Here is a 25389-nt window from a genome sequence, read left to right as displayed (position 1 = left end):
ACTTCCGGCAACTGGCCTACCTATCCGAGTGGACTCTCGTTGCACGCCTTGGCAGGAGCACGCTTCACGGTCAACGGCAGCGACACCCGGCCTCGGGTACGAACCGGGCGCGAATGGTCGACCGCGGGTCTGGGAATCGTGCGTCCAGGCATCGACAGCGCCGCTTCGCCATAGCCCTGAACGCATTCCGGGTCGGGGCCGTTGGCGGGCAGGCCGGTGAAGAACTTCGCCGCCATGCAGCCGCCGCGGCACGCGTCGTAGTGCGAGCACTTGGTGCAGGCGCCACCGTCGACCGGCTCGCGCAGTTCGGCGAACAGCTCCGAGGTGGTCCACACCGCGTCGAAACCGCCGTCGGCGACGATGTTTCCGGCCTTGAACCGGTCGTGGATGGCGAAGGGGCAGGCGTAGACGTCGCCCACCGGATCGACCAGGCACACCACCCGGCCCGCGCCGCACATGTTCAGGCCCGGCAGCGCGGAACCGAAGGCGGACAGGTGGAAGAACGAGTCGCCGGTGAGCACGCCCTCGCCGTTGGCGACCAGCCAGTCGTAGAGCTCGCGCTGCTGCTCGGGCAGCGGGTGCAGTTCGTCCCAGACGTCGGCGCCGCGGCCCGACGGGCGCAGCCGGGTCAGGCGCAGGGTCGCGCCGTAACGGTCGGCGATGGCCTTGAATTCGTCGAGCTGGGCGATGTTGTGGCGGGTGGCCACGACCGAGAGCTTGGCGTCCTTGAAGCCCGCGTTGTGCAGGTTCTCCAGGGCGCGGATCGCGGTGTCGTAGGAGCCGGGGCCACGCACGGCGTCGTTGACCGCGGCGTCGGCGCCGTCGAGGGAGATCTGCACGTCGACGTAGTCACTGGCGGCCAGCCGGGCGGCGACCTCCTCGTTGATGCGAACGCCGTTGGTGGAGAACTTGACCCCCACGTGGTGGGCGGTGGCGTAGTCGACCAGTTCCCAGAAGTCCGGGCGCACCGTCGGCTCGCCGCCACCGATGTTGACGTAGAAGATCTGCATGCGCTCGAACTCGTCGATCAGCGCCTTGCACTGCTCGGTCGTCAACTCGTTCGGGTCACGACGCCCCGACGAGGACAGGCAGTGCACGCACGACAGGTTGCACGCGTAGGTGAGTTCCCAGGTCAGGCAGATCGGTGCGGCCAGACCCGATTCGAAGCGGTCGATCAGCCTGCCGCCCTGGGTGGTGTCCGTGGAGGCAGGCATGCTCACCGGCGTCACCGGGGTGACCGGGCCCGGTGCGGGCACGATCATGTCGGTGTCGGCCAGTTGCGCGAGCGCCTTGATGTGCACGTCGGACGCGCCGACGCCCTTGGCCCGCAGCGCGTCCCGCACCGAGGCATGGGCGGGCAGCGACTGCACCACGTCGACGAGGTCGCGGCTCTTCAGGAACGAGAGCTTGCGAGTGCCGAAGTGGTACAGCAGCGCACCGAAGGATTCCGGTCGCAGCGAGACGCGCGGATGCAGCGCCCAGCGGGTATCGAGATCGAGCACGCCTGCCTCCATGGTCAGTACACGCCGCACATGCCGTCGATGCTGACCTCTTCGATCAGCGTCTCGGTGACCAGGTCTTCGTCGGATTCGACGGTCGCACGCGTTGCGTTCTCGGGCATGACTACCTCCATTGTGTTGCCGGTCACCGCCGACTTTAACGTCAGTCACTGCCATAAAGGGGCGGAATTCGAAAATCTCGATGGCCGCGAGCGCTCTGGGGCGCCCCTCTAGACTTCCGGGAGCAGGACGGGAACGGGCCGAACGCCCGGTGGCAGTAGAGGTGAGGCGGAAGCTTGCGTAACCACGGAGGGGCAGGAAGCGGCGCGCATTCCACACTCTCGGAGACCGAGATCGTCGAGGCCGCGCTACGAGTCGTGCGCGAGGACGGCGTGGAGAAGCTGTCGATGCGCAGACTCTCCCGCGAGCTCGGCGTCTCGCCGATGGCGCCGTATTACTACGTCGCCGACAAACGGGAACTGCTCGACCTGGTGGCCAGCGCCGCGCTGCTCGGGGTACGTAAACCCTCGCGCGAGTCGGGCCCGTGGCAGGAGCGCCTGCGCGATCTGATCGATCAGATAGACGATAAACTGCGCAGGCATCCCGGCCTGGGCGACATCCTGCTCGAGCAGATGCTCGGCAAGCAGCTCGACCTGATCGACGCGGTGATGGAGATCCTGTTCGACGCGGGCTTCAGCGACCGCAACGTGCTGGCCGCCTATGCGACCATCCACACCTACCTGTTCGGCCGCAGCCGGGTGAATCCGCGTGACCGCTCCGCCCCCGCGGACGTGCTGCTGCCCGAGGCGGTGGCACGGGCCACGAAGTACATGGCGGACCTGCGCGGCAAGTACTCCTACGACTTCGGGATGGAGGTGCTGGTCGCCGGTCTCGAGGCACAGCTTGCCCTGCAGGCGCGTCCCGACCTAGCATGAAACTGAAACACGTTCTAGTTTTGTTCGAGAGGACGACATGACCACAGTCGAGGTTCCGCACGGTTCGCGCTCGGTGGTGCTGCGGGTGGCCGCGGTGATCGCCGAAACGGCCGACACCAACTCCGTGGTCTTCGAGGTGCCCGCCGACCTCCGCGAACGCATGACCTACTCGCCGGGCCAGTTCCTGACCCTGCGCATCCCCAGTGACCAGACCGGCTCGGTCGCGCGCTGCTACTCGCTGGCCAGCTCGCCGTTCACCGACGATCTGCCCAAGGTGACGGTCAAGCGCACCGAGGGCGGCTACGGCTCGAACTGGCTGTGCGACAACATCTCCGCGGGCGACCAGCTCGAGGTGCTGCCACCGTCGGGCGTCTTCACGCCCAAGAACCTCGACGAGAACCTGCTGCTGTTCGGCGCGGGCAGCGGCATCACCCCGGTGATGTCGATCCTGAAGTCGGCGCTGTCGCAGGGCACCGGCAAGGTCGTGCTGGTCTACGCCAACCGCGACGCGAACTCGGTGATCTTCGCCGACGAGCTGCGCGAGCTCGTGGGCAAGCACCCGCAGCGGCTCACCGTCATCCACTGGCTCGAACCGCTGCTCGGGCTGCCGACCGCCGACATGCTCTCGACGCTGGTCGCGCCCTACACCGCCTACGAGGCGTTCATGTGCGGGCCGAAGCCGTTCATGGACCTGGTGCACGACGCGCTGGCCACCCTGGAGGTGCCGCGCGCCCGCACCCACGCCGAGGTGTTCAACTCCCTGGCCGGTGACCCGTTCGCCGACCACGCCCCCGTCGAGGTCAGCGACGAAGAGGCCGCCGACGCCGCGACGGTCGAGGTGGAGCTCGACGGGCAGGTGCACGAGCTGTCGTGGCCGCGTAAGCGGACCCTGGTCGACATCATGCTCGACAAGGGCCTGGACGTGCCCTACTCCTGCCAAGAGGGCGAGTGCGGGTCCTGCGCCTGCACCGTGCTCGAGGGCAAGGTGGAGATGGGCAACGCCGAGATCCTCGACCCCGAGGACATCGAGAACGGCTACATCCTGGGCTGCCAGGCGCGACCGGTCACCGACCACCTGAAGATCCAGTTCTGAGCCGGGTTCACCGCATCGCGCGGTACACCGCCCGCAGCTCCGGTGACAGGTGCTCTGCGGCGTAGCTCAACGCGGTGCGGCCCATGCTCGGCGCGTAGACGTCGAGGAAGCCGGTGAGCACCGCGGGGTCGGCACGTTTGCCGACCTCGCGCAGCATCCAGCCCAGCGCCTTCTGGATGAGGTCGCGGCGGTCGTCGAGCAGCTTCGCGGCCAGTTCCAGCGTCGTGCTCGCGTCGCCGGCCTTGATGAAAGCGAAGGTCGACAGCAGCGCCACCCGCCGCTCCCACAGCGAATCCTGCTGTGCCAGCTGGAACAGCAAGGCGCGGTCCTGGTCGAGCAGCCAGGGGCCGATGATGTGCTCGGCGGAGGCGTCGACCAGATCCCAGTTGTTCACCCGGCCCCGGCGCACGGCGTCGAGGTAGAACTCGACCATCTCCGCGCGGGCGGCGTCGTCGCGGGTGCGCGGTTTCGAGGCGGCGGCAAAGCGGGCGTTCAGGATGAGCAGGGCGGCCAGGCGCTCCTCGTGGGCCGGGCTGTCGAGCAGCTCGCCGATCTGCTTCAACGGCAGGGTGGCGAACTGTTTCGCGACCTTTCTGGTGGCGGGGACGCGGACGCCGAGGAAGACGTCACCCTCGCCGTATTCGCCGGGGCCGGTCTTGAAGAAGCGCTGTAGGTGTTGCGCGTCAGCCGGATTCGCCAGTTCGGCCAGTGCGGACCGCACCTGGTCGGCAGTTGGAGCCTCGGACACCACGCACACCTCCGATCGACGGACAGCCACCCGTATTCAACACCGGTGCACCGACAATCCGTGGCAGGTAGCCAGGGCACCGACACGGCCATGCGGCGGCAGTCGCCGTATGCCGGCGGGTGGCGCGGAGCGGTGCGGTCAGAGCTCGGTGGCGCCGAGGAGTCGACCGGATTCGAAGGTCGCCGCGCTGGCGGGCAATTCACCGGGAAGTCCGCTCTTGCGGACCGTGACGGTGCCGTTGCCCGTCGTCGGGCGGCCGAGCTCGTCCATCTTGCGAATGGTCTGCGCGGCGACGGCCTGGGCGCTGTCGAACAGGCGCACACCGTCGGGCAGCGCGGCGACGATGGCGTCGATGACCAGCGGATAGTGCGTGCAGCCGAGGACAACGCCCTCGACGTCGGCCGGGGTGCGCGCGGCGGCGTCGGCGATGGAGTCGCGGATGGCGGGCAGGTCGCCGCGGTCGATCGCGTCGGCCAGGCCGTGGCAGGCCACGCCGACGACCTTGGCGTCACCGGCGAAACGGGCGATCAGGTCGGCCTGGTAGCGGCTGGCGGTGGTCGCCGCGGTCGCCCACACGGCCACCGACCGGCACTGCGCCGCCGCTGGCTTGATCGCGGGCACAGTCCCGATCACCGGCACCGATTCCCCCACCGCGGCCCGCACATGATCCAGCGCCGTCACGCTCGCGGTATTGCACGGCAGCACGATCACTTCGGCGCCCAGTTCGAGCGCCTGCCGCGCCGCGCCGAGCACCCGCTCGACCACCCAGTCCTCCGGTTTGGGCCCCCACGGTGCGCCCTCGGGGTCGAGCAGGAGCAGCAGATCCACGTCGGGACGCAACTTGCGCAACCACGCAGCCGTCGGCAGCAGGCCTAGGCCGGAATCGATAAGCGCGACGATCACGGGGTCCACCGTATTACAGGCACCCACATCGGCCTGTCGCGACCGTGCGCCCGCCGATTCGGCGCGGCTAGACCAATTCGATCTCGTCGAACCCGACGGTCAGGTTGTGCCGCCGCTCGCGCAGGACACCGCCTTCACGGTGGGCGACCCCTTCGGCGAACTCCAGCCGCAGCGTCGCGCGCCGGACGTCGACCTCGCGGACGACGCCACAGATACCGACGAACGGCCCCGCCGGGAACTGGACGACATCACCGGGCGCGTAATCGGTAAACCCCACGCCGCCACAGTAATCCAGTTCCGCGGCGACGGACAGAGCCGTCGCCCCGGGTCAGCCCGCCGCGGCGAGGAGGTCGGCCACCGGGGTCTCGGTTGCCAGTTTGGCGCGCAGCTTCATCACCTGGCCGGTCAGGCCGGCACCGAGGACGGCGGTGAGGATGCCGTCGCGGGAGTAGTAGGCGAGGAATTTGCGGCCGTCGTCGGTGACCACGGTGACGTCGTCGCTGGGCGACGGGGTGCCGAGGGCCTGGATCTTGACGTCGTACTGGTCGCTCCAGAAATACGGCACCCTGGCCGCGGTCGGGGCCGCGCCGCCGAGGAGCGCGGTGACCAGGAGTTTCGCCTGCTCACCGGCGCTGGTCCAGTGCTCGACGCGCTTGCGGACGCCGGTGTCGTGCTGCCAGGCGGCGACATCGCCGACCGCCCACACACCGTCGGCGGAGGTGCGGCCGACCTCGTCTGCGAGCACACCGCCCCCGGCGGACTTGTCGGCGAGTTCGATGCCGGAATCGGCCAGCCAGTCGGTGACCGGGACCGAGCCGACACCGATCACGACCAGGTCGGCGTCGATCTCGGTGCCGTCGGTGAGCATCGCGCCACGCACCCGGCCGGAATCGTCGGCGCGCAGCGTGTCGACGCCGACGCCGCAGCGCAGGTCGACGCCCTCCTCGCGATGCATGCGGGCCACCAGGCCGCCGATCTGCTCGCCGAGCACCGAGGCGAGCGGGGTCGGCTGCGGCTCGACGAGACTCACCTCGACTCCGGCAGCGCGGAAACTGGCCGCCAGTTCACAGCCGATGAAACCGGCGCCGATGATCAGCGCCCGGTTCGCCCTGTCCAGTTCCGCGCGCAGGGTCTGCGCGTCCTCGTGGGCGCGCAGCACGTGCACACCCGCCACCTCGGACAGACCGGGCAGCCTGCGCGGGCGCAGGCCGGTCGCGATGATCAGCTGGCCGTAGTCGATGCTGGTGCCGTCGGCGAGGGTGACGGTGCGCGCGGCGGTGTCGACCCCGGTGACCGCGGTGCCAAGGCGCAGCTCGATGTACTTCTCCGCGAAGAACTCCGGCGGGCGCAGCGTGGTGTCGTCGGTCTCGCCGCGGACGAACTGCTTGGACAGCGGCGGACGATCGTAGGGCGGGCGCGACTCGTCGCCGAGCAGGACCACCCCACCCTCGTATCCGGCCCGCCGCAGTTCCTCCGCGGTGCGCAGGCCTGCCAGACCCGCTCCGACGATCACGATGGGCGCACTCATACCTGTGTCCTCTCGGCATGTGCGGCGCTCTCCGTGCTCGCGCGAGCCACCGCCGCCGGGCGCTGACCGCTCATGCCATGTCCTTGTGTCGCGGGCCACTACGGCCCCCAGATGTTTGTACCAGTGCGCCCGGTCACCGGTGACACCCACGTCGCAACACAACCGTGCCGGTTCCGGTATAGACCGGGCGGTCAATCAGGAGTAGACCGAGGTCAGAGGTATTTCCGTCTCATCGAGGAGGCTTTCCCCTATGTTCACCGACAGCCGTGCACAGGATTTTCTCGCCGTCGTGCTCGGCGCATTCACCGCGCTGTCGCCCCTGTGGGTCAGCACCAACGACAACGCCCGCTGGACGTTGATCGTGCTCGGCGTGCTCATCGCGGCGACCGGGCTGATCCAGATGGTCAGGGCTGAGATGGCCGCCGCCGACTACGCCATGGGCCTGTTCGGCGTCCTGCTGTTCATCTCGCCGTGGGCGATGGACTTCACCGCCTTCCGCGGCGCATCCATGACCGCATGGGTGGTCGGAGTAGTGACGGTGGTGGTGGCGGTCGCCGCGCTGCCCGCGATGAATGCCCGCTTGCACAATATGGCTCCGCATCATTGATGCCGGGCCGACATGTCGGGCGCCGCAACGCGAAACGCGATGGCGACGCCCGGCAACTCATTCTGGATGCCGCCGAAAGCCTGTTCGCCGCACAAGGTTTCGACGCCACCCCGACCGCGGCCCTGGCCGCGGCCGCCGGCGTGCCCAAGGGTCTGGTCTTCTACTATTTCCCCACCAAGAACGCGATCCTGTCCGCGCTCATGCGCGAGCGCGTCCCGGAACACCCGATCGACGACGTGAACGCCGTCGTCGCCCCCGGTGACCCGGCCACCAGCCTGATCAACCTCGACACCGCCATCAACCTGCGCGACCACCATTCCTCGGTCCTGCGCGTCATCATGTGGCGCGAGGCCGACACCCACCCCGACGTCCGCCGCCGCCTGCGCCAGCTCCGCGACCAGCTCCTCGACGTCACCGCCCGCGTCCTCCAGGAAAGCGTCCCCACCCCCATCCGTCCCAGCACCCTGCGCGCTTGCGCCGCCGCCTGGGTCTCGGCCATGTTCGCCATCGCGGGCACCGACCGCCTACACGCGCTCGACGACATCCCGGTCCCCACCACCGACGACCTGCTCTCGGTCGCCCAGGTGGTCGCCGCGGGCATGACCCACCTCGGCTGACCGGCGCAGCACGCGCACGGCAAGCAGGCCGAGCACGGCGTGTAGCAGCCCCGCGGTCACGGCGACGACATGCAGTCCATCCACGAACGCGGCGCGCGCGTCCGCCAGCACGACCGGCGCGAGAGCGGGCAGGTGCAGGGTCTCGCCGAGGGTCGGCGCCAGCTCGGGGCCGTGCAGCCGGAACAGCAGCGCGGCCAGCGAGCCGAAGACCGCGATCCCGACGGCGTTGCCGAGTTCGTTGCCGGTCTCGGCGAGCGCGGCGGCCGAACCGGCCCGTTCGGGCGGGACCGCGGCGACGGCGATATCGGCGACCACGCTGAACGAGATGCCGTAGCCGATGCCCGCGACGGCGGTCGAGGCGATGTACCAGCCCGCGCCGCCCGTATCACCGGCGAACAGCAACAGGAACAGTCCGGCGGCGATGGCGAAGTGCGCGCCGATCAGCGCCGCCGACTGCCCGATCCGGGCGACGACCGCGGGCGTGCCAACCGCGGCCACGGTGAGCACGACGGCACCCGGGACCGCGAGCAAGGCCGCGTGGGCGACCGTCAGGCCGAGCACGGATTGCAGATAGGTGCTCGCGAGATAGGCGGTCGCCGACCACGCGGCCAGCGGCAGGAATCCGGTGACGATCGCGATCGTGAACACCGGACTGCGGAACAGTCCGAAGTCGATGAGCGGGTGCGCGATCCGGAACTGCCTGCGCACGAACCAGCTCAGCAACGCGAGGCCGGCGAGCCCGGCGACCGACCCGGACGCGGACAGACCGTCCGCCGCCGCGTGCTTGACCGCGTACATGGTGAGCAGCAGTCCGGCGGCCGAGGCGAGCACACTCGCCACATCGACCCGGCCGACGCTGGTCTCGCGCACCTCACGCAGCAGCACCGGCGCGAACACCAGGAACACCAGCAGCACAGGCAGGTTGATCAACAGCACCGATCCCCACCAGAACCTGGTGAGCAGCTGCCCCGCCACGATCGGACCCACCGCGAAGCCCGCGGCGAAGGTGGCGGCGAAGATCCCGATCGCCTGTGCGCGCGTGCGCGGGTCGGCGAACAGGATGCTCAGGATCGCCAGCGCCGACGGCAGCAGCGTCGCTCCCGCCACGCCCATCAGCACCCGCAGGCCGATCAGGATCTCGGCGCTGGGCGCGAAAGCCGCTGCCGCCGAGGCGAGTCCGAACACCGCGGCGCCGATCATCAGCAGCCGGAGCCTGCCGTACCGGTCGCCGATGCTGCCGAACGCGATCAGCAGCGAGCCGACCGCGAAACCGTAACTGTCCAGGATCCACAGGGATTGGTCCGCGGTCGGGGTGAGCGCGTCGATGATCGCAGGCATGGCGAGGAACAGCACCGAGCCGTCCATGGCGACCAGCAGGACGGGGCCGAGAATCACCAGCAGACCCAGCCAGGCCCGCAGCGCCGAAGGGGGTGTGTCGAGTCGAGTCATGTCCCCGAATCTGCGGCAGCCCGCCACCGCCAACCAGACCCGGTGATGGGTACACCTCGCAGGGATACCCGCGGGTCGGCCGCCGTGCCTACGATCGGAAGGCATGGAACTGGAAAGCCTCGGCGCATTCCTCAAGACCCGCCGCGACCGGATCACGCCCGAGCGCATCGGGCTGCGCACCTACGGCGCCACCCGCCGGGTGTCCGGGCTGCGCCGTGAGGAGCTCGCGCAGCTGGCCGGGGTCAGCGCGGGGTATTACACGCGCCTAGAACAGGATCAGGCGGGTACGGCATCCGCGCAGGTCATCGAGGCCATCGCGCGGGTGCTGCGGCTCGATGCCGCCGAGACCGCACACCTGCACAACCTGGCCGGGCTGCCCGCGGCGCCGCGCCTGACCCGTGCCGAGCCCGAACGCGCGCATCCCCGGGTCCTCGCGCTGCTCGACGCGCTCGGCGACACCATGCCCGCCGTCGTCCTCGGCCGCCGCGGTGACGTGCTTGCCTGGAACCGCACCGGGCACGCCCTGTTCGCCGAGCATCTGGTCTTCGCCGCCCCCACCGAACCCGAGCTGCGTCCGTCGATCCCGCGCATGTTCTTCCTGGACCCGCTCACCAGGGACCTGCACCGCAATTGGTCCGAGCTGGCGCGGATACATGTCGCCTACCTGCGCCTCACCGCGGGCCGCTACCCCACCGACGGTCACCTGGCCGAACTGATCGGCGAACTGTCCATGCGCAGTGCCGAATTCGCCGCACTGTGGGCCGAGGGCGAAGTCGCCGACTGCACGGTCGGCGCCATGCACCTGCATCACCCCACCGTCGGAACCGTCGACGTCGACTACCAGGTGTGGCTGCAGCCGGACAGCCCCGACCATCGGCTCGAGGTCTACACCCCGCGCGACGCGGGCGCGGCCGACGCGCTGCGGCTGCTCGGCCGTGCGACGGCAGAGCGTGCGAGTGACCCGGTGGCGTCGTCTCCACGGGATACGACGCCACCGGGCCCGGTCAGCCGGCGATGATCGACTCCGCGACGCCCGGTGGGACCGGGGCGTAGGAGTCGAACACCATGGCGTAGGTCGCCCGGCCCCGGGTCTTCGAGCGAAGGTCCCCGATGTAGCCGAACATCTCCTGGAGCGGGGTCAGAGCGCGCACGACGTGGGCGCCGCCTCGCTGGGTGAGGTCGGTGACGCGGCCGCGGCGGGCGTTCAGGTCACCGATCACCTCGCCGACATACTCCTCGGGGGTGACGACCTCGACGGCCATCACCGGTTCGAGGAGCACCGGCTTCGCCTTCGCGACGGCGGTTCGCACCGCTGCCGCGCCTGCCAGCCGGAATGCCAGGTCCGACGAATCCTGCACGTGGGCGGCGCCGTCGAGCAGCGTCACCTTCACGTTCACCAGGGGGAAGCCGGCCAGCGCGCCGACGCGCAGCGCGTCCTGCGCGCCCGCGTCGACCGCGGGGATGTACTCCCGCGGTACGCGCCCGCCCGCGACCCGGCTCTCGAATTCGTAGACCGCGCCGTCGGCGGCCACGTGCGGCTCCAGCGCGATCACCACCTTGGCGAACTGGCCGCGTCCACCCACCTGCTTGCGATGGGTGTACTCGAGCAGATCCACTGCGGCGGTGACGGTCTCGCGATAGGCCACCCGCGGTGCGCCGATCTCGGCCTCGACCCGGAACTCCCGCTTCATCCGGTCGACCAGGATCTCCAGATGCAGTTCGCCCATGCCGCCGACGACCGTCTGGCCGGTCTCGGTGTCGACGGACACGGTGAACGTCGGATCCTCCTCGGCCAGACGAGCCAGGGCGACGCCGAGCTTGTCCTGATCCGCGCGGGTCCGCGGTTCGATCGAGACCGCCAGCACGGGGTCGGGGAAGGTCATCGACTCCAGCACGATCGGGGCGTTCCGATCGCACAGGGTGTCGCCGGTGCCCGTCTCCTTCAGACCGACCACCGCACAGATCTGACCGGCCTGCACCCGATCGACGGCGATCTCGGTGCTCGAATGCATCTGGAACAGCTTGCCGAGGCGCTCCTTTCGTCCGTTCGTCGAATTCAGTACGGCCACACCGGGTTCGATGCGGCCCGAGTAGACCCGCAGGTACACGAGCTTGCCGAAGAACGGGTGCAGCGCGACCTTGAACGCCAGGGCCGCGAACGGCTCGGCGATATCGGGTGCGCGCTCGATGTTCTCGCCCTCCGGTGAGAAACCGTGCACCGCAACGACATCCAGCGGCGACGGCAGGTAGTCGACGACGGCGTCCAGCAGCGGTTGCACGCCGATGTTGGCCAGCGCCGAACCGCACAGGACGGGGTAGGCGCGCGCGTCGACCGTCATCGTGCGGATGGCGGCCTTGAGCTCGGCGACCGGGATCGCCGCACCGGCGAGGTAGCGCTCCAGCACCGCCTCGTCGGCCTCGGCGACCGCGGCCACCAGCGCCTCGCGGTGCTGTTCGGCCTTGACGCGCAGGTCGTCCGGGATCTCGACGACCTCGAAACGCGCACCGCGGTCGGTGTCACCACGCCACACCTTCGCCGTCATCTCGACCAGGTCGACGATGCCCTCGAACTCGCCCTCCGCGCCGATCGGCAGCTGAATCACCAACGGCCGCACGCCGAGTCGCTCCGCGATGGTCCGCACGGTGAAGGCGAAATCCGCACCGAGCTTGTCCATCTTGTTGACGAAGCAGATCCGTGGCACGCCGTACCTGTCGGCTTGGCGCCACACCTGCTCCGACTGCGGCTCGACGCCCTCCTTGGCATCGAACACGGCGACCGCACCGTCGAGCACGCGCAGCGATCGCTCCACCTCGACGGTGAAGTCGACGTGGCCCGGGGTGTCGAGGATGGTGATCTCGTGCTCGTTCCACCAGCAGGTGGTGGCCGCGGCGGCGATGGTGATGCCGTGCTCGCGCTCCTGGATCATCCGGTCCATGGCGGCGGTCCCGTCGTGGACCTCGCCGAGGGTGCGGGTGACGCCGGTGTAGAACAGCACCCGCTCGGTGGTGGTGGTCTTGCCCGCGTCGATGTGGGCGGCGATGCCGATATTGCGCATGCGGGCGAGGTCGGCGCGTGGTCTGGTCATGGGAATCCCCCAGTGGGTCGACAAGTTCGGTCGAAAAGTCGACGCTCGCCAGTTGTGCGTTCCACCGGACGGCACGGGCGTCGGATCACGCGGCGCCACACCGGCGCCCGAAGACCCGATGTGAACTAGTGCCGCGAATGCGGACGTGCCGTAACCATGGGACCAGTTCTACGCGGTCGGTTGCCCGGCTGTCGACGGGTTTTCCGCTGGGCGTTTTCCGGTGGTTCGACCCGGGCATAAATGCGGCGCGACCACGGTTCGTCACAACGAGGGCCCGCCCACACCCAGAGGAAACCCACCGATGACAGCAGAGTTCGACCCGCAAGAACTACTCGCGACGGCCAAACTCGGCGTCCTGGCCACGATCAAAGCGGATGGACGTCCGCAGCTGTCCCCCGTCACCCCGTACTACCACCGTGACGCCGGGATCATCTATGTCTCGATGACCGAAGGCCGGGCCAAGACGGTCAATCTTCGCCGGGATCCGCGGGCCGCCTTCGAGGTGACCGCGCCCGACGGCTGGTCCTGGGCCACGGCCGAAGGCAGCGCCACCCTCACCGGTCCCGGTACAGACCCGAACGGTTCCGAGGTGGAGGCGCTGGTCGCCTACTACCGTGCCGCTGCGGGTGAGCACCCTGATTGGAACGAGTACCGGGAGGTCATGGTTTCGGACCGACGGGTGCTGATGGCGTTGTCCGTCGAACACGTCTACGGCGCCAAGATCCGCTGACCGCGTGTAATCGCCCCGGCGCCAAGGACTCTCAGAGATTCGTCAAGAACCCTCGGTACCGTGGCCGCACGTACTCGTTCTTCACCTCCAGGTAGGAGAGGCCGTTGAGTCAGGAATCGTTGTTGCGTCGGGGACTGCACGGCTTCAACGCCGGAGTGGTCGCGTTGACCGAGGCGCCGGTCGTCGGGAAGCTCCTCGGTGGGGCTTTCGCTCAGGTCAGCTATGTCGGCCGCCGCTCGGGACGCGCCTTCAGCACGCCGGTCAACTATCGCCGTTCCGGTGACGAGTACGTCATCGGGGTGGCCATGCCGGACAAGAAGAAGTGGTGGCGCAACTTCCTCGGCGAAGGCGGGCCGGTCACCCTTCGTATCGGTGGGGTGGACCGGCCGGGCCACGCGGTGAGCCATCGCGACGACCGTGGTCGCGTCACCGTTCGCGTCCGGCCTGCCTGATCAGGCCCCCTCCAGGAACGCGGTGACGTCGGGCGCGAAACGCTGGTGCTTGATGGCGCCGAGGTGCGTGGTGTCGGGATAGATCACGAGGCGAGCGCCGGGGATGCCGTCGGCGGTGTGGCGGAAGGTGTCGACGGAGTAGAACTCGTCGCGATCACCGCCGACCACCAGGGTCGGGGCCGTGATATCGGCGAGCCTGCCGTCCAGGTCGAAGGCGTCCTCGGCGCGCACGAACGCGAGGGTGTCGGCCGGATTCTTCGGCCGCACCAGCGGATCGGCGAGCCACCCGACGGCACCGACCAGCTTCGCCTTGACCGGTGACTCGATCCCCTGGGTCACCAGGTGCTGCAATGCCCGCTTCCCCGCGGCCGCGGCCGTCGCGTACTTCATCTGCGACTCCCGTGCGGCATCCTCGAGCCGATACCCCGACGACGCGACCACCAGCCTGCGCACCACCGCCGGATGATCCGCGGCCAGCTGCAACGCCAGCGACCCGCCGGACGAGATTCCCAGCACGTCGACCGGCTCACCGAACTCGGCCCGCAACGCCTCCGCATGCTCGCGCGCGATATCGGCCATCGTCGTCCCGGTGGCCATCCCCGGCGCGCGATTCACCGCGTACACCCGGAAATGCCTGGCCAGCGGCGCCATCGTCTTGATCTCCGAGCCCCGCATCCACCCACGCGGATTGGCATGATCGGGCGTGAACCACCGCAAGAACACCAACGGACGCCCCGAACCGAACGCCAGATACGGCATGCCGTGTTCGAGCGTCCCCTCCGTGACGTCCAACTCCTGTTCGAGCGCAGCTCTACCCACGACGTCTCCGATCCATTCGAGTGCGGTACCGCCCCAAAGCTACCGAGCCCCACCGACAAACCGCGATGACCTCGGAGGTCATGGAAGCTGAACCGCCGACTGAGCATTCGCGATCCACCCGACGCGTATCTGCTCCGGGCGGACCCGTGCAACCCGAAGTCCCACGTTGTCACCTGCCGACGCGCTAGGTTCACCATCTCCGCGCCAACACAGGAACTCCACCCGTACTACCCGCGCAGTGATCGACTGGCCGTCTCCCGATATCTCGATGACGTCACCACCATGAACAGCCCCCTGTTCGACTCGACCGATGATGAACACGCGACGGTTGATGGTGACAACATCCTCGATCGGCATTCGAAACGGGCCACTGTCCGAGGCGGGCGTCGACAAGCGAAACAAGTCACTCGCGGAGCCGGGCACCGACAAGCTCGAATCGTCACTCAACTGCACCACCTCGTCCGGCGCCAGGAACATGCACCGAATCGCTCACTGTCCGGACACCCATCCGCGCCGCCCGTTGTGCCCCCGTCACCACTTCGGGGTCGAATACGATTGGTTCCCAGTCGAAGTCACTGTGTAGCAAGGAAGCAGCGGGTCACCGAGACCCTGGCGAAATACGATCTGCTCGCCGTATTCGTTCATGAAATACGCCAGATAGTCGGTTGTATCGAACTGAACGCCGGCTAAAGCGGTCAGCGCGTTGCGGAGGTGGCTTCGCTCGGCAATCGACTTCCGCAGTGCCTCGACAACCGCGACCACAGTGAGTTCATCGAGAACCGAATCAGCGGAGACAAAGATGTTCCCGATCGGGATCCCTGCAGCGCAATCGTCTACGCGATTCAGCGCTTCATCTTCGACGACCCTGTTCGGATGTACCCGAGCCACGACTCCCCCTCAACCGACGACCGGTCTGGAGAATGAACCGGAAACGCCGAACGGCGCCGCTCCGGGGAGCGACGCCGTTCAGGTGTTCAGTAAGTCTACAGACTCACTTGTTGATCTTCGTGACGCGACCGGCGCCGACGGTGCGGCCACCCTCACGGATCGCGAAACGCAGGCCCTCGTCCATGGCGACCGGCTGGATCAGCTTGACGGACATCTCGGTGTTGTCACCGGGCATGACCATCTCGGTGCCCTCGGGGAGGGTCACAACGCCCGTCACGTCAGTCGTACGGAAGTAGAACTGCGGACGGTAGTTGTTGAAGAACGGGGTGTGGCGGCCGCCCTCGTCCTTCGACAGGATGTACGCCTGGCCCTCGAACTCCGTGTGGGGAGTGGTGGTGCCCGGCTTCACGACAACCTGGCCACGCTCGACATCTTCGCGCTTGATGCCGCGAACCAGCAGACCGACGTTGTCGCCGGCCTGGCCCTGGTCGAGCAGCTTGCGGAACATCTCGATACCGGTGACGGTGGTCTTGGTGCTCTTCTCGCGGATGCCGACGATCTCGACTTCCTCGTTCACGTTGATGATGCCGCGCTCGACACGACCGGTGACGACGGTGCCACGACCGGTGATCGTGAAGACGTCCTCGACCGGCATCAGGAACGGGAGCTCGGTCTCACGGACCGGGTCCGGGATCGACTCGTCGACGGCAGCCATGAGCTCGAGGACCGACTCGGCCCACTTCTCGTCGCCCTCGAGGGCCTTCAGGCCGGAGACGCGCACGACGGGGGCATCCTCGTCGAACTCCTGCGAAGCCAGCAGCTCGCGGACCTCCATCTCGACGAGCTCGAGGATTTCCTCGTCGTCGACCATGTCCGACTTGTTCAGCGCGACCAGGATGTAGGGCACGCCGACCTGACGGGCGAGCAGCACGTGCTCACGGGTCTGCGGCATCGGGCCGTCGGTGGCGGCCACGACCAGGATCGCGCCGTCCATCTGGGCGGCACCGGTGATCATGTTCTTGATGTAGTCGGCGTGACCGGGGGCGTCGACGTGCGCGTAGTGGCGCTTCTCGGTCTGGTACTCGACGTGGGAGATGTTGATCGTGATACCACGAGCCTTCTCCTCCGGCGCCTTGTCGATCTGGTCGAAAGCGAAGCTCTCGTTCAGATCCGGGTACTTGTCGGCCAGCACCTTGGTGATAGCAGCCGTCAGCGTGGTCTTGCCATGGTCGACGTGACCGATGGTGCCGATGTTGACGTGGGGCTTCGTCCGCTCGAACTTCGCCTTCGCCACTGTGGTCCTCCTGGACTAGTTAGTGCGTGCTTTTTTGCAGCAGTGCGGTTATTAAGGGGGGTCGTGCTGACGCCCGGTTGCCGGGGCCAAGCGTACTTGGCCCCGGCAAGCGAATTACTCGCCGGTCGCCTTGGCGATGATCTCCTTGGACACGTTGGCCGGAACCTCCGCGTACTGGGCGAACACCATGGAGTAGTTCGCGCGACCCTGGGTCTTCGACCGCAGGTCACCGATGTAGCCGAACATCTCCGAGAGCGGAACCAGCGCCTTGACGACACGGGCACCACTGCGTTCCTCCATGGCCTGAATCTGGCCACGGCGGGAGTTGAGGTCGCCGATCACGTCGCCCATGTAATCCTCGGGCGTGATGACCTCGACCGCCATGAGCGGCTCGAGGATCACCGGACCGGCCTTGCGGGCCGCTTCCTTGAGGGCCTGCGAGCCCGCGATCTTGAACGCCATTTCCGACGAGTCGACGTCGTGGTACGCGCCGTCGAGCAGGGTGACCTTCAGGTTCACCAGCGGGTAGCCGGCGAGCACGCCGTACTGCATGGCGTCCTGGGCACCCGCGTCGACCGACGGGATGTACTCACGGGGCACGCGACCGCCGGAGACCTTGTTCTCGAACTCGTAGTGCGCACCGTCTTCGCCGACGAAGGGCTCGACCGCGATGATGACCTTCGCGAACTGGCCGGAGCCACCCGTCTGCTTCTTGTGCGTGAACTCGAGCTTCTCGACGGCCTTGGTGATCGTCTCGCGGTAGGCCACCTGCGGCTTACCGACGTTCGCCTCGACCTTGAACTCGCGCTTCATGCGGTCGACGAGGATGTCGAGGTGGAGCTCGCCCATGCCGCCGATGACGGTCTGGCCGGTCTCGGCGTCCAGCTTGACCGAGAACGTCGGATCTTCGCGCGCCAGCTTCTGGATCGCGGTGCCGAGCTTCTCCTGGTCGGACTTGGTCTTGGGCTCGATCGAGACCTCGATGACCGGGTCCGGGAACGTCATCGACTCGAGGACGACCTGGTTCTGCGGGTCCGAGAGGGTGTCACCGGTGGTGGTGTCCTTCAGACCGATCACGGCGTAGATGTGGCCGGCCGAGGCGGTGGTGACCGGGTTCTCCTTGTTGGAGTGCATCTGGAACAGCTTGCCCAGACGCTCCTTCTTGCCCTTGGTCGAGTTGACGACCTGCGAGCCGGAGTCGACCTTGCCCGAGTACACGCGGACGTAGGTGAGCTCACCGAAGAACGGGTGCACCGCGATCTTGAACGCCAGGGCCGCGAACGGCTCGTCGACGTTCGGCTTGCGGGTGACCAGCTCGTCTTCCTTGCCCGGGATGTGGCCGGTGGTGGCCTCGACATCCAGCGGGGACGGCAGGTAGTCGATGACCGCGTCGAGCATGGGCTGCACGCCCTTGTTCTTGAACGCGGAGCCACACAGCACCGGGTACAACTCGGAGTTGACCGTCATCTTGCGGATGGCGCCCTTGATCTCCTCGACCGAGAGCTCCTCGCCGCCGAAGAACTTCTCGAGCAGCGCCTCGTCGGACTCGGCGACGGTCTCGAGCAGCTCCTGACGGTACTGCTCGGCCTTCTCCTTGAGATCGGCCGGGATCTCGACGACCTCGTACTCTTCGCCGAGCTTGGTCTCGCCCTTCCAGACCTTGGCGTTGTTCTCGACCAGGTCGACGATGCCCTCGAAGTCGTTCTCAGCGCCGATCGGCAGCTGGATGACCAGCGGCTTGGCACCGAGACGGTCCTTGATGGTCTGCACCGTGAAGTAGAAGTCGGCGCCGAGCTTGTCCATCTTGTTCACGAAGCAGATACGCGGCACGTCGTACTTGTCGGCCTGACGCCACACCTGCTCGGACTGCGGCTCGACACCCTCTTTGCCGTCGAACACCGCGACCGCGCCATCGAGCACGCGCAGCGAACGCTCCACCTCGACGGTGAAGTCGACGTGCCCGGGGGTGTCGATGATGTTGATCTGGTTGTCTTTCCAGAAGCAGGTGGTAGCGGCGGAGGTGATGGTGATACCACGCTCCTGCTCCTGCTCCATCCAGTCCATCGTGGCAGCGCCGTCGTGGACCTCACCGATCTTGTACGTGATACCGGTGTAGAAGAGGATGCGTTCGGTAGTGGTGGTCTTGCCCGCATCGATGTGGGCCATGATGCCGATGTTGCGGACCTTGTTCAGGTCGGTGAGCACGTCCTGTGCCACGGAAATCTTCCCCGCTCGTTAGCTAGTTGGGATTCTCGGGAACGACCCTGGTTCGGGTCGTCACAATGTCAACGCCGGGGGCGGCACCGAAGTGCCGCGTCCCGACTGAAAGCCTTCCGGCGCCGACACTAGCGACGGGCCGGGCGGCAATCACCAGCGGTAGTGCGCGAAGGCCCGGTTCGACTCGGCCATCTTGTGGGTGTCCTCGCGACGCTTCACCGAAGCGCCGAGGCCGTTGCTGGCGTCGAGGAGCTCGTTGGCGAGACGCTCGACCATGGTCTTCTCGCGACGGGCGCGGGAGTAGCTGACCAGCCAGCGCAGGGCCAGCGTGTTGGCGCGGCCCGGACGGACCTCGACCGGCACCTGGTAGGTGGCACCACCGACGCGGCGGGGCTTCACCTCGAGGGCGGGCTTGACGTTGTCCAGCGCACGCTTGAGGGTGACGACCGGGTCGGTGCCGGTCTTCTCACGCGCCTGCTCGAGAGCACCGTAGACGATGCGCTCGGCGGTGGACTTCTTACCGTCCAGCAGGATCTTGTTGACCAGCTGAGTGACCAGCGGCGACCCGTAGACCGGGTCGTTGATCAGCGGACGCTTGGGTGCGGGGCCCTTGCGTGGCATATCAGCTCTTCTCCTTCTTGGCGCCGTAGCGGCTGCGGGCCTGCTTGCGGTTCTTCACACCCTGGGTGTCCAGCGAGCCACGGATGATCTTGTAGCGGACACCGGGGAGGTCCTTCACACGACCGCCACGGACGAGCACCATCGAGTGCTCCTGCAGGTTGTGGCCCTCGCCGGGGATGTACGCCGTGACCTCGACTGCGCTGGTCAGGCGAACACGCGCGACCTTACGGAGCGCGGAGTTCGGCTTCTTGGGGGTGGTGGTGTACACGCGAGTGCACACGCCACGACGCTGCGGGCTCCCCTTCAGGGCCGCAGTCTTGGTCTTGGAGACCTTGTCGCGGCGACCCTTGCGGACCAGCTGGTTGATGGTTGGCATAGACCGGCTTTCCTTATTGGTAATTGCGGCTGTCGGAACACATGTCTTCAGTTCATCGAGCTTTCACTCGCACGTCCGACCGTGTTTCCGTTTACCCGCGGTCGGGCGTGTCGCGCGCAGTTCAGGGCCCTTTTTCTGGGCACGCTGGAACGTTCCGGCCGCTCTCGCTGGCCTACGTTCACGCACGAACTTGCCCGTAGCAATCCGGGCACAGGGATCCACGATACCCGCGTGCCCGAATCCGGGTCAAAGCGGGGTGGACCGTCAAGGCTTCTACCGGGCCAGATCCAAGGTCAGCTCCACCAATTTCTGGGCGGCGGCGCACGGATCCGGATGGGACGAACCCGGCTTGTAGTTGATCCACCAGCCGACGACCCCGACGTCGGCGGCCGGTGCGGTGACTCCACAGGAGTCGTTGTCGCCCGGCCTGCGCACCTGCAGCGCCCTGCGGCCCTGCACGGTGATGTCGCCGGTGAGGTAGCCCAACTTGTCGTTGGTGGCTTTCTCGTTGTTCAGCGTACCCATCTCGTACCAGTTCAGGGTGGCCATGGCCCCGCCGCCGGGGGCGTCCTCGATCTCCCACATGCAGACGGCGCCGGAGAACGAGTCCTGCACGTAGGTGGCGTTGCCGACGATCTCGCCGATCTTGTCGCTGGCCACCACGTCGCACTCACGCAGCAGTTTGTCGAAGTCGGTGTTGATCGCCTCACCACCGCCACCGCCGCCCAGCGGCTGCGCGTTGCCCTCGACCTTCTCGGCGCAGCCGGCCAGCCCGGCGGTGAGCAGCAGCGCGGCCGTCGCGGCCACCGCGACCCGGCGCGCACTCATTCGAGCCGTCCCACAGTCAGCTCGGCCAGTTTCCTGGTCCGGTCGCACGGGTTGCCGCCGGTCGCGAACAGGCCGGTGGACATGGACCATTCGAAGAAGTCGTCGTCGAGCTGGACCGCGAGATCGCAGACGGTGCCTTCGGGGTCGAGCGCCTGGAAGCCAGGGCGCCCGCCCACATCGATGGTCTGCGGATTGCGGCCGACGTTGGACACCCATGCCTTCTCGCGATCGATCGGGCTGCCCCGGTACGAGGCGAAGGTGACACTCGGCGAACTCAGGCCGGCGGCCTGCCAGTTGCATCCGGTCGCGTTCTTGTACACGCGCGAGATCTGGCCGAGGCCCGCCAGATTGCGCACTTCGTCGTCGGTGACGTGTCCGCATTCACCGACGAAAGGTCCCAGCGAGGCGACCTTCGGTGGTGGTCGATTCGGGCCGGTCGGCGTATCGGAGTCGCCCCCCGATCCGCACGACGTCAGCATGACGACCAGGGCCATGCCGGTGATGATCGCCGAGGGGATCCGCATGCCATGAACTCTAGTGGCTGCGCCGCCGGGCTCACAGGTTGCCGCGAGCCTCCTGCTCGCGTTCGATGGCCTGGAAGAGGGCCTTGAAGTTGCCTTTTCCGAAGCCGAGTGAGCCGTGTCGCTCGATGAGTTCGAAGAAGACGGTCGGGCGGTCGGCGAGGGGACGGGTGAAGATCTGGAGGAGGTAGCCGTCCTCGTCGCGGTCGACCAGGATGCCGCGGCGCTGCAACTCCCCCACCGGGACTCGCACGCGGCCGATCCGGGCTCGTAGTTCGGGGTCCTCGTAATAGGTGTCGGGAGTTTGCAGGAATTCGACGCCTTCGGCGCGCAAGGCGTCGACCGTGGCGAGGATGTCGCCGGTGGCCAGGGCGATGTGCTGGACGCCGGGGCCACGATAGAACTCGAGGTACTCGTCGATCTGAGAACGCTTGCGGCCCACCGCCGGTTCGTTGAGCGGGAACTTGACCCGGTGGTTGCCGTTGGCGACGACCTTGCTCATCAGCGCGGAGTACTCGGTGGCGATGTCGTCGCCGACGAACTCGGCCATGTTCGTGAATCCCATGACGTTGCGGTAGAAGTCGACCCAGCGGTCCATCATGCCGAGCTCGACATTGCCGACCACGTGGTCGATCGCCTGGAAGAGCCGGGCGGTGCGGCGCTGATGGGTGGACGTGCGCGCCACATAGCCCGGCATATACGGCCCGTAGTACCCGGACCGGTCGACCAGCGTGTGCCTGGTATCGCCGTAGGTGGCCAGCGCCGCGGAGCGGACGGTGCCGAATTCGTCGCTCTCGTCGTGGGGTTCGACCAGGATCCGCGCGCCGTGGTCGCGCGCCCACGCGATGCAGCGGTCGACATCGGGCACCTCGAGCGCGATGTCGACGATGCCGTCGCCGTGCCGGTCGTGATGGGCGACCAGTGGACTGTCCGGATCGACCGCGCCCTGGACCACGAACCGCGCTGCCCCGCTGCGCAGCACGAACGACTTGTGGTCGCGAATGCCGGTCTCGGGACCGGAGTACGCCTCCAGCCGCATCCCGAACGCCGACTGCAGGAAGTGCGCGCTCTGGGTCGCGTTGCCGACGACCCACACCAGCGCGTCCCACCCGATCACCGGAAACGGATCGACGCTGTCGTCGTGCTCGATCAGCCCGACGAGCTGCTGCTCAATGGTCATGACCTAGGAAATCCCGTTCCGGGTGAGCTGGGCAACTTCTCCATCGGAGTCTGAACAGGCTGACACAAGAAGCTACCGTTCGCGGCCAGATGGTGGACAATTTGAATAGCACCTCACCGCGCAGACACGGAGGCCTTGCGATGCGTACGCCGGCGAAACTGGACGAACTCGATCTCGCGATCCTCACCGCGATGCACCAGTTCCAGAAGGCCGGGATCCTCGAGTTGTCGCGGCGAACGAAGGTCGCGCGGGCGACAGTGCAGGCCAGGATCAACCGGATGGAGGAGTCGGGGGTGATCGCGTCCTACGATCCGCAGATCGACGTGACCGCCGCCGGATTCGACGTGCAGGCCTTCGTGACGCTGGAGATCGCGCAGGGCGCGCTGGACACCGTGAGCGCCGAACTCGAAGCCATCCCCGGCGTGCTCGAGGCCTATGCGACAACCGGCTCCGGCGACGTGCTGTGCCGGATCGGCGCCGACTCGCACGCCGGGCTGCAGTCGGTGCTGCTCAGCATCGACCGGACCAGTTCGGTGGTGCGCTCCCACAGCGTGATCGTGCTGTCGACGGTGATCGCGCGGCGCACCATGCCGCTGCTGCGCACCCTCACCCCCGCGGGCACCGCGAAGGCGCCCGCCTACCGCGAGCCGCGCTGAACGGTCGCTGCCTGCCAAGGCTGGTCAGCGGACCGTGCACCTGCGCTTCGCGGCGCGCGCCGACTCGGGCTGCCCGGATCCGAGCGCTTCGCCGATGCGGCGTGTTCGCGCAGGGCGAGGCCGTGTCACGGCCGGACGTCCGCCCCGGGTGCCAGGACCTCCACGGCGGGCGCGGATTCCGGTTCGAGGAAGGCGAGCAGCGCCGCTGCTTCCGATTCGACCTGTGCGACTTCGGGTTTCGTCCACGTGCGCAGCGGGCTGATGCGGAGCCGGGCGGTGCCGGACTTGACGAAGATCTTGTACACGCCGGCCAGGAAGCCGTCGATGAGCACCGGCGAGACCGCGGCAGCGAAGGCGCGCGGCGGGGGCGCGGAGCCGTCGCCGAGGATGCGGGTGCGGTCCTGGTGGGACAGCAGCGCGTTGTCGTACCAGCCGAGCAGGCGGACCGGGGCGGGCAGATCGGGGTCGGCGAGGTCGAGGTCGGCGGCGTCGTAGAGGGTCCGGCCGCGCTCGTCGGTGTAGGTGCGGACCCGGTCGCCCAGGTCGGCGACGGCCTGTTTCATCGCGGGCAGGCGCGACCAGGCCTGCATGTCCATCGTGCTCGCGGGGCCGAACGCGCGCAGATAGCGCAGGATCAGTTCCGCCACCGGGTAATCCGGGTCGAGTGGAGCACCGAGCCAAGGCTGCACGCGCGACCAGACCGGTCGGCTGTTGTCGCGCCAACGGCCGCGCGGGGGCGTCTGCAGGACGGGGAGCTGATACAGCCAGGTCTGCAGGACCGCGCCCGCATCGCGGTCGGGATAGATCCTGGCTGCTTCGGCGCGTAGTGCGGCGGCGGCCATCGGCTCGTCTCCGAGCGCCGCATCGCCGTGCGCGCGCACCTCGTCAGGATCGAGACCGACCATCGCCCCGTAGTTGAAACCCTGGCGGAACGGCGTCTTCTCCAGCTCCGGCTGGATGTGCGGGGCGATGCGCAGCGCGTCGGGCGGGGTGACCAGGTGAATGGTGCCGCGCATCAAGGTGATTCGCACCAGCGAGCGGTCGTCCAGGCCCGTGGACACCGTCGCCGGATCGAAGTCGGCGATCCGGCTCCACAATCCGACGAACGGCGGTGGGACGTCCTGGGCTTGGAGGCCGACGAGGTGGTCGCACATCTGCGGGGTCGTCAGCGTCGACCGCTCGAGCAGGTGCTGCCGCGCGAGCAGCGTCCGGTTCAGCACCCGATTCGACAGCTGCATGCGAGTCCTCCCACTCCCCCGGTGACGAGCTGGACGATACCGGCCGACTACGACACGCGTGGGAGCATGCGGCGCGGCCACTCGCCGCTCAGCGCAGCGTCGCGACCATCAGCGCAGCTGCACGACCACCTTGCCGGTGGCGGTCCGGTTATCCAGCGCCGCAACGGCTTCGGCGGTCTTGTCCAGGGGGTACAGGACCGGATCCGGTGCGGGGATGGCGCCGGAGGCGAGCAGCGGTTCGACCTCGGCCCACTGTTCGGCGAGGTAGGTGGGGTGGCTCATCACCCATTCGCCCCAGGCCGCGCCGACGACCTCGACGTTCTTGAGCAGCAGGCGGTTCACCTTCACGGTCGGGATCTCGCCCGCGGTGAAACCGACGACCAGCAGCCTGCCGCCACCGGCCAGGCAGCGGATGCTGTCGGTGAAGCGGTCGCCACCCACCGGGTCGAGCACGATGTCGACGCCACGACCGTCGGTGAGCTCCTTCACCGCGGCGAGCCAGCCTTCGGTCAGCACCACATCGGTCGCGCCGTTGGCCTTGGCCACCTGGGCCTTCGCCTCGGTGCTGACCACCGCGATCACCCGGCCGGCGCCGAGCGCCCTTGCCATCCGCAGGGTGGAGGTGCCGATGCCGCCCGCGGCGCCGTGCACCAGCACGGTCTCACCTTCGGTGATCCGGCCGCGCTTGGTCAGGCAGAAGTGGACGGTGAGGTCGTTGAACAGGATGCCGGCGCCCGCTTCGAGCGAGACGTTGTCGGGCAGCTTGAACACGGCGTGCTCGGGCGAGACGGCCACCTCGGCGACACCGTTGCCGAGCATGGTCAGCGCGGCGACGCGGTCGCCCGGGCGCAGCGACGAACCCTCCGGCGCCTCGCGCACGACACCGGCCACCTCGCCGCCGACGACGAACGGCAGGCCCGGCTTCATCTGGTAGAGCCCGCGCGTCATCAGCACATCGGGGAAGGCGATGCCCGCCGCGTGCACGTCGATCAGTACCCCGCCGGGATAGGCCACCGGCTCGGGCAGGTCGACGATCTCGATCGCCGACGGACCGTCCAACTTGCCGACCTGGGCTGCGCGCATGATCGAACAATATCCCGGCGA

At 67.9% G+C, this 25389-nt stretch carries 28 protein-coding genes; 8 read left to right on the top strand and 20 right to left on the bottom strand.

From position 1 onward, the window contains the following. Positions 1–20: 20 nt before the first annotated feature. Together mftC and mftA are read right to left on the bottom strand one after the other, a co-directional pair. Positions 21–1514 (bottom strand): mycofactocin radical SAM maturase, encoded by a 1494-nt coding sequence (mftC, locus tag IEY60_RS08150; RefSeq protein ID WP_189027382.1) that lies wholly within the window; start codon positions 1512–1514, stop codon positions 21–23. A gap of 2 nt (positions 1515–1516) precedes the next feature. Then, a complete protein-coding gene (gene mftA, locus IEY60_RS08145; protein WP_189025716.1) occupies positions 1517–1621 on the bottom strand; it encodes a mycofactocin precursor MftA in 105 nt (34 codons plus the stop codon). Between the two features lie 174 nt (positions 1622–1795). Here mftA and mftR2 point away from each other — a divergent pair, with 174 nt between their 5' ends. Continuing rightward, positions 1796–2434, top strand: coding sequence for a mycofactocin system transcriptional regulator MftR2 (gene mftR2 / locus IEY60_RS08140; RefSeq protein ID WP_189025714.1), 639 nt, complete (start codon positions 1796–1798; stop codon positions 2432–2434). Positions 2435–2471: 37 nt separating this feature from the next. Further along, complete coding sequence (locus tag IEY60_RS08135; RefSeq protein ID WP_189025712.1) at positions 2472–3527, top strand: ferredoxin--NADP reductase; 1056 nt, start codon at positions 2472–2474, stop codon at positions 3525–3527. Positions 3528–3534: 7 nt separating this feature from the next. Here the strand turns inward: IEY60_RS08135 and IEY60_RS08130 are convergent, their stop codons facing one another. The 4 genes from IEY60_RS08130 to IEY60_RS08115 all read right to left on the bottom strand — a co-directional run bounded on the left by IEY60_RS08130 (position 3535) and on the right by IEY60_RS08115 (position 6706). Next, positions 3535–4275, bottom strand: coding sequence for a DNA alkylation repair protein (locus tag IEY60_RS08130; RefSeq protein WP_189025710.1), 741 nt, complete (start codon positions 4273–4275; stop codon positions 3535–3537). A gap of 138 nt (positions 4276–4413) precedes the next feature. Continuing rightward, positions 4414–5178 carry a glutamate racemase gene (locus IEY60_RS08125; protein ID WP_189025708.1) on the bottom strand — a complete coding sequence of 255 codons (765 nt, stop codon included), beginning with the start codon at positions 5176–5178 and terminating at the stop codon, positions 4414–4416. 67 nt (positions 5179–5245) lie between these two features. Then, on the bottom strand, positions 5246–5455 hold the full coding sequence (locus tag IEY60_RS08120) for a hypothetical protein (RefSeq protein WP_189025706.1): 210 nt from the start codon (positions 5453–5455) through the stop codon (positions 5246–5248). A gap of 51 nt (positions 5456–5506) precedes the next feature. Beyond that, positions 5507–6706: an NAD(P)/FAD-dependent oxidoreductase gene (locus tag IEY60_RS08115; protein WP_189025704.1), complete on the bottom strand. Its 1200-nt coding sequence runs from the start codon at positions 6704–6706 to the stop codon at positions 5507–5509. A gap of 250 nt (positions 6707–6956) precedes the next feature. Here IEY60_RS08115 and IEY60_RS08110 point away from each other — a divergent pair, with 250 nt between their 5' ends. Together IEY60_RS08110 and IEY60_RS08105 are read left to right on the top strand one after the other, a co-directional pair. Beyond that, positions 6957–7313: an SPW repeat domain-containing protein gene (locus tag IEY60_RS08110; RefSeq protein ID WP_189025702.1), complete on the top strand. Its 357-nt coding sequence runs from the start codon at positions 6957–6959 to the stop codon at positions 7311–7313. Further along, complete coding sequence (locus IEY60_RS08105; protein WP_189025700.1) at positions 7313–7930, top strand: TetR/AcrR family transcriptional regulator; 618 nt, start codon at positions 7313–7315, stop codon at positions 7928–7930. The genes IEY60_RS08110 and IEY60_RS08105 overlap by 1 nt, the downstream gene beginning before the upstream one ends. Here IEY60_RS08105 and IEY60_RS08100 read toward each other — a convergent pair. After that, a complete protein-coding gene (locus tag IEY60_RS08100) occupies positions 7838–9379 on the bottom strand; it encodes an MFS transporter (protein ID WP_189025698.1) in 1542 nt (513 codons plus the stop codon). The genes IEY60_RS08105 and IEY60_RS08100 overlap by 93 nt on opposite strands. Before the next feature lie 103 nt (positions 9380–9482). On the opposite strand from IEY60_RS08100, the gene IEY60_RS08095 reads away from it, so the two are divergent. Beyond that, positions 9483–10397, top strand: a complete 915-nt coding sequence (locus IEY60_RS08095) for a helix-turn-helix transcriptional regulator (protein ID WP_229739645.1) — start codon at positions 9483–9485, stop codon at positions 10395–10397. On the opposite strand, the gene fusA (IEY60_RS08090) is transcribed toward IEY60_RS08095, so the two are convergent. Next, complete coding sequence (gene fusA / locus IEY60_RS08090) at positions 10384–12465, bottom strand: elongation factor G (protein ID WP_189025682.1); 2082 nt, start codon at positions 12463–12465, stop codon at positions 10384–10386. The two genes, IEY60_RS08095 and fusA (IEY60_RS08090), sit on opposite strands and share 14 nt — an antisense overlap. 301 nt (positions 12466–12766) lie before the next feature. Between fusA (IEY60_RS08090) and IEY60_RS08085 the strand changes: the two genes are divergently transcribed. Further along, a complete protein-coding gene (locus IEY60_RS08085) occupies positions 12767–13195 on the top strand; it encodes a PPOX class F420-dependent oxidoreductase (RefSeq protein ID WP_189025680.1) in 429 nt (142 codons plus the stop codon). A gap of 104 nt (positions 13196–13299) precedes the next feature. Then, on the top strand, positions 13300–13647 hold the full coding sequence (locus IEY60_RS08080; RefSeq protein ID WP_189025678.1) for a nitroreductase/quinone reductase family protein: 348 nt from the start codon (positions 13300–13302) through the stop codon (positions 13645–13647). Here IEY60_RS08080 and IEY60_RS08075 read toward each other — a convergent pair whose 3' ends face one another. The 10 genes from IEY60_RS08075 to hppD all read right to left on the bottom strand — a co-directional run bounded on the left by IEY60_RS08075 (position 13648) and on the right by hppD (position 22391). Then, positions 13648–14466, bottom strand: coding sequence for an alpha/beta fold hydrolase (locus IEY60_RS08075; protein ID WP_229739644.1), 819 nt, complete (start codon positions 14464–14466; stop codon positions 13648–13650). A 78-nt stretch (positions 14467–14544) separates the two neighbouring features. Beyond that, positions 14545–14943 carry a hypothetical protein gene (locus IEY60_RS08070; RefSeq protein WP_189025670.1) on the bottom strand — a complete coding sequence of 133 codons (399 nt, stop codon included), beginning with the start codon at positions 14941–14943 and terminating at the stop codon, positions 14545–14547. A gap of 54 nt (positions 14944–14997) precedes the next feature. Further along, on the bottom strand, positions 14998–15354 hold the full coding sequence (locus IEY60_RS08065; protein ID WP_189025668.1) for a hypothetical protein: 357 nt from the start codon (positions 15352–15354) through the stop codon (positions 14998–15000). 103 nt (positions 15355–15457) lie between these two features. Then, complete coding sequence (gene tuf, locus IEY60_RS08060) at positions 15458–16648, bottom strand: elongation factor Tu (protein WP_189025665.1); 1191 nt, start codon at positions 16646–16648, stop codon at positions 15458–15460. Positions 16649–16762: 114 nt separating this feature from the next. Next, positions 16763–18865, bottom strand: coding sequence for an elongation factor G (gene fusA, locus IEY60_RS08055; RefSeq protein ID WP_189025663.1), 2103 nt, complete (start codon positions 18863–18865; stop codon positions 16763–16765). 150 nt (positions 18866–19015) lie between these two features. After that, the gene (gene rpsG / locus IEY60_RS08050; RefSeq protein ID WP_019049358.1) at positions 19016–19486 is read right to left on the bottom strand and encodes a 30S ribosomal protein S7; all 471 of its coding nucleotides are present in this window, start codon (positions 19484–19486) and stop codon (positions 19016–19018) included. Between the two features lies 1 nt (position 19487). Continuing rightward, positions 19488–19862 carry a 30S ribosomal protein S12 gene (rpsL, locus tag IEY60_RS08045; protein WP_019049359.1) on the bottom strand — a complete coding sequence of 125 codons (375 nt, stop codon included), beginning with the start codon at positions 19860–19862 and terminating at the stop codon, positions 19488–19490. A 273-nt stretch (positions 19863–20135) separates the two neighbouring features. Beyond that, entirely contained in the window at positions 20136–20690 is a 555-nt protein-coding gene (locus IEY60_RS08040) for a DUF3558 domain-containing protein (protein WP_189025661.1), read from the bottom strand. Continuing rightward, entirely contained in the window at positions 20687–21214 is a 528-nt protein-coding gene (locus tag IEY60_RS08035) for a DUF3558 domain-containing protein (RefSeq protein ID WP_189025659.1), read from the bottom strand. Before IEY60_RS08035 ends, IEY60_RS08040 begins: the two co-directional genes overlap by 4 nt. A 31-nt stretch (positions 21215–21245) precedes the next feature. Further along, on the bottom strand, positions 21246–22391 hold the full coding sequence (hppD, locus tag IEY60_RS08030) for a 4-hydroxyphenylpyruvate dioxygenase (protein WP_189025657.1): 1146 nt from the start codon (positions 22389–22391) through the stop codon (positions 21246–21248). 140 nt (positions 22392–22531) lie between these two features. On the opposite strand from hppD, the gene IEY60_RS08025 reads away from it, so the two are divergent. Beyond that, positions 22532–23047: an Lrp/AsnC family transcriptional regulator gene (locus tag IEY60_RS08025; RefSeq protein WP_189025654.1), complete on the top strand. Its 516-nt coding sequence runs from the start codon at positions 22532–22534 to the stop codon at positions 23045–23047. 125 nt (positions 23048–23172) lie between these two features. Here IEY60_RS08025 and IEY60_RS08020 read toward each other — a convergent pair whose 3' ends face one another. Then, positions 23173–24285 (bottom strand): winged helix DNA-binding domain-containing protein, encoded by a 1113-nt coding sequence (locus IEY60_RS08020; protein WP_189025652.1) that lies wholly within the window; start codon positions 24283–24285, stop codon positions 23173–23175. Positions 24286–24393: 108 nt separating this feature from the next. Next, positions 24394–25368 carry an NADPH:quinone oxidoreductase family protein gene (locus tag IEY60_RS08015; RefSeq protein WP_189025650.1) on the bottom strand — a complete coding sequence of 325 codons (975 nt, stop codon included), beginning with the start codon at positions 25366–25368 and terminating at the stop codon, positions 24394–24396. Positions 25369–25389: the final 21 nt, after the last annotated feature.

Origin of the sequence: Nocardia rhizosphaerihabitans (genome assembly GCF_014646295.1) — a bacterium.
Lineage (GTDB): Bacteria > Actinomycetota > Actinomycetes > Mycobacteriales > Mycobacteriaceae > Nocardia > Nocardia rhizosphaerihabitans.
This window is presented reverse-complemented; position numbering and strand designations above follow the sequence as displayed.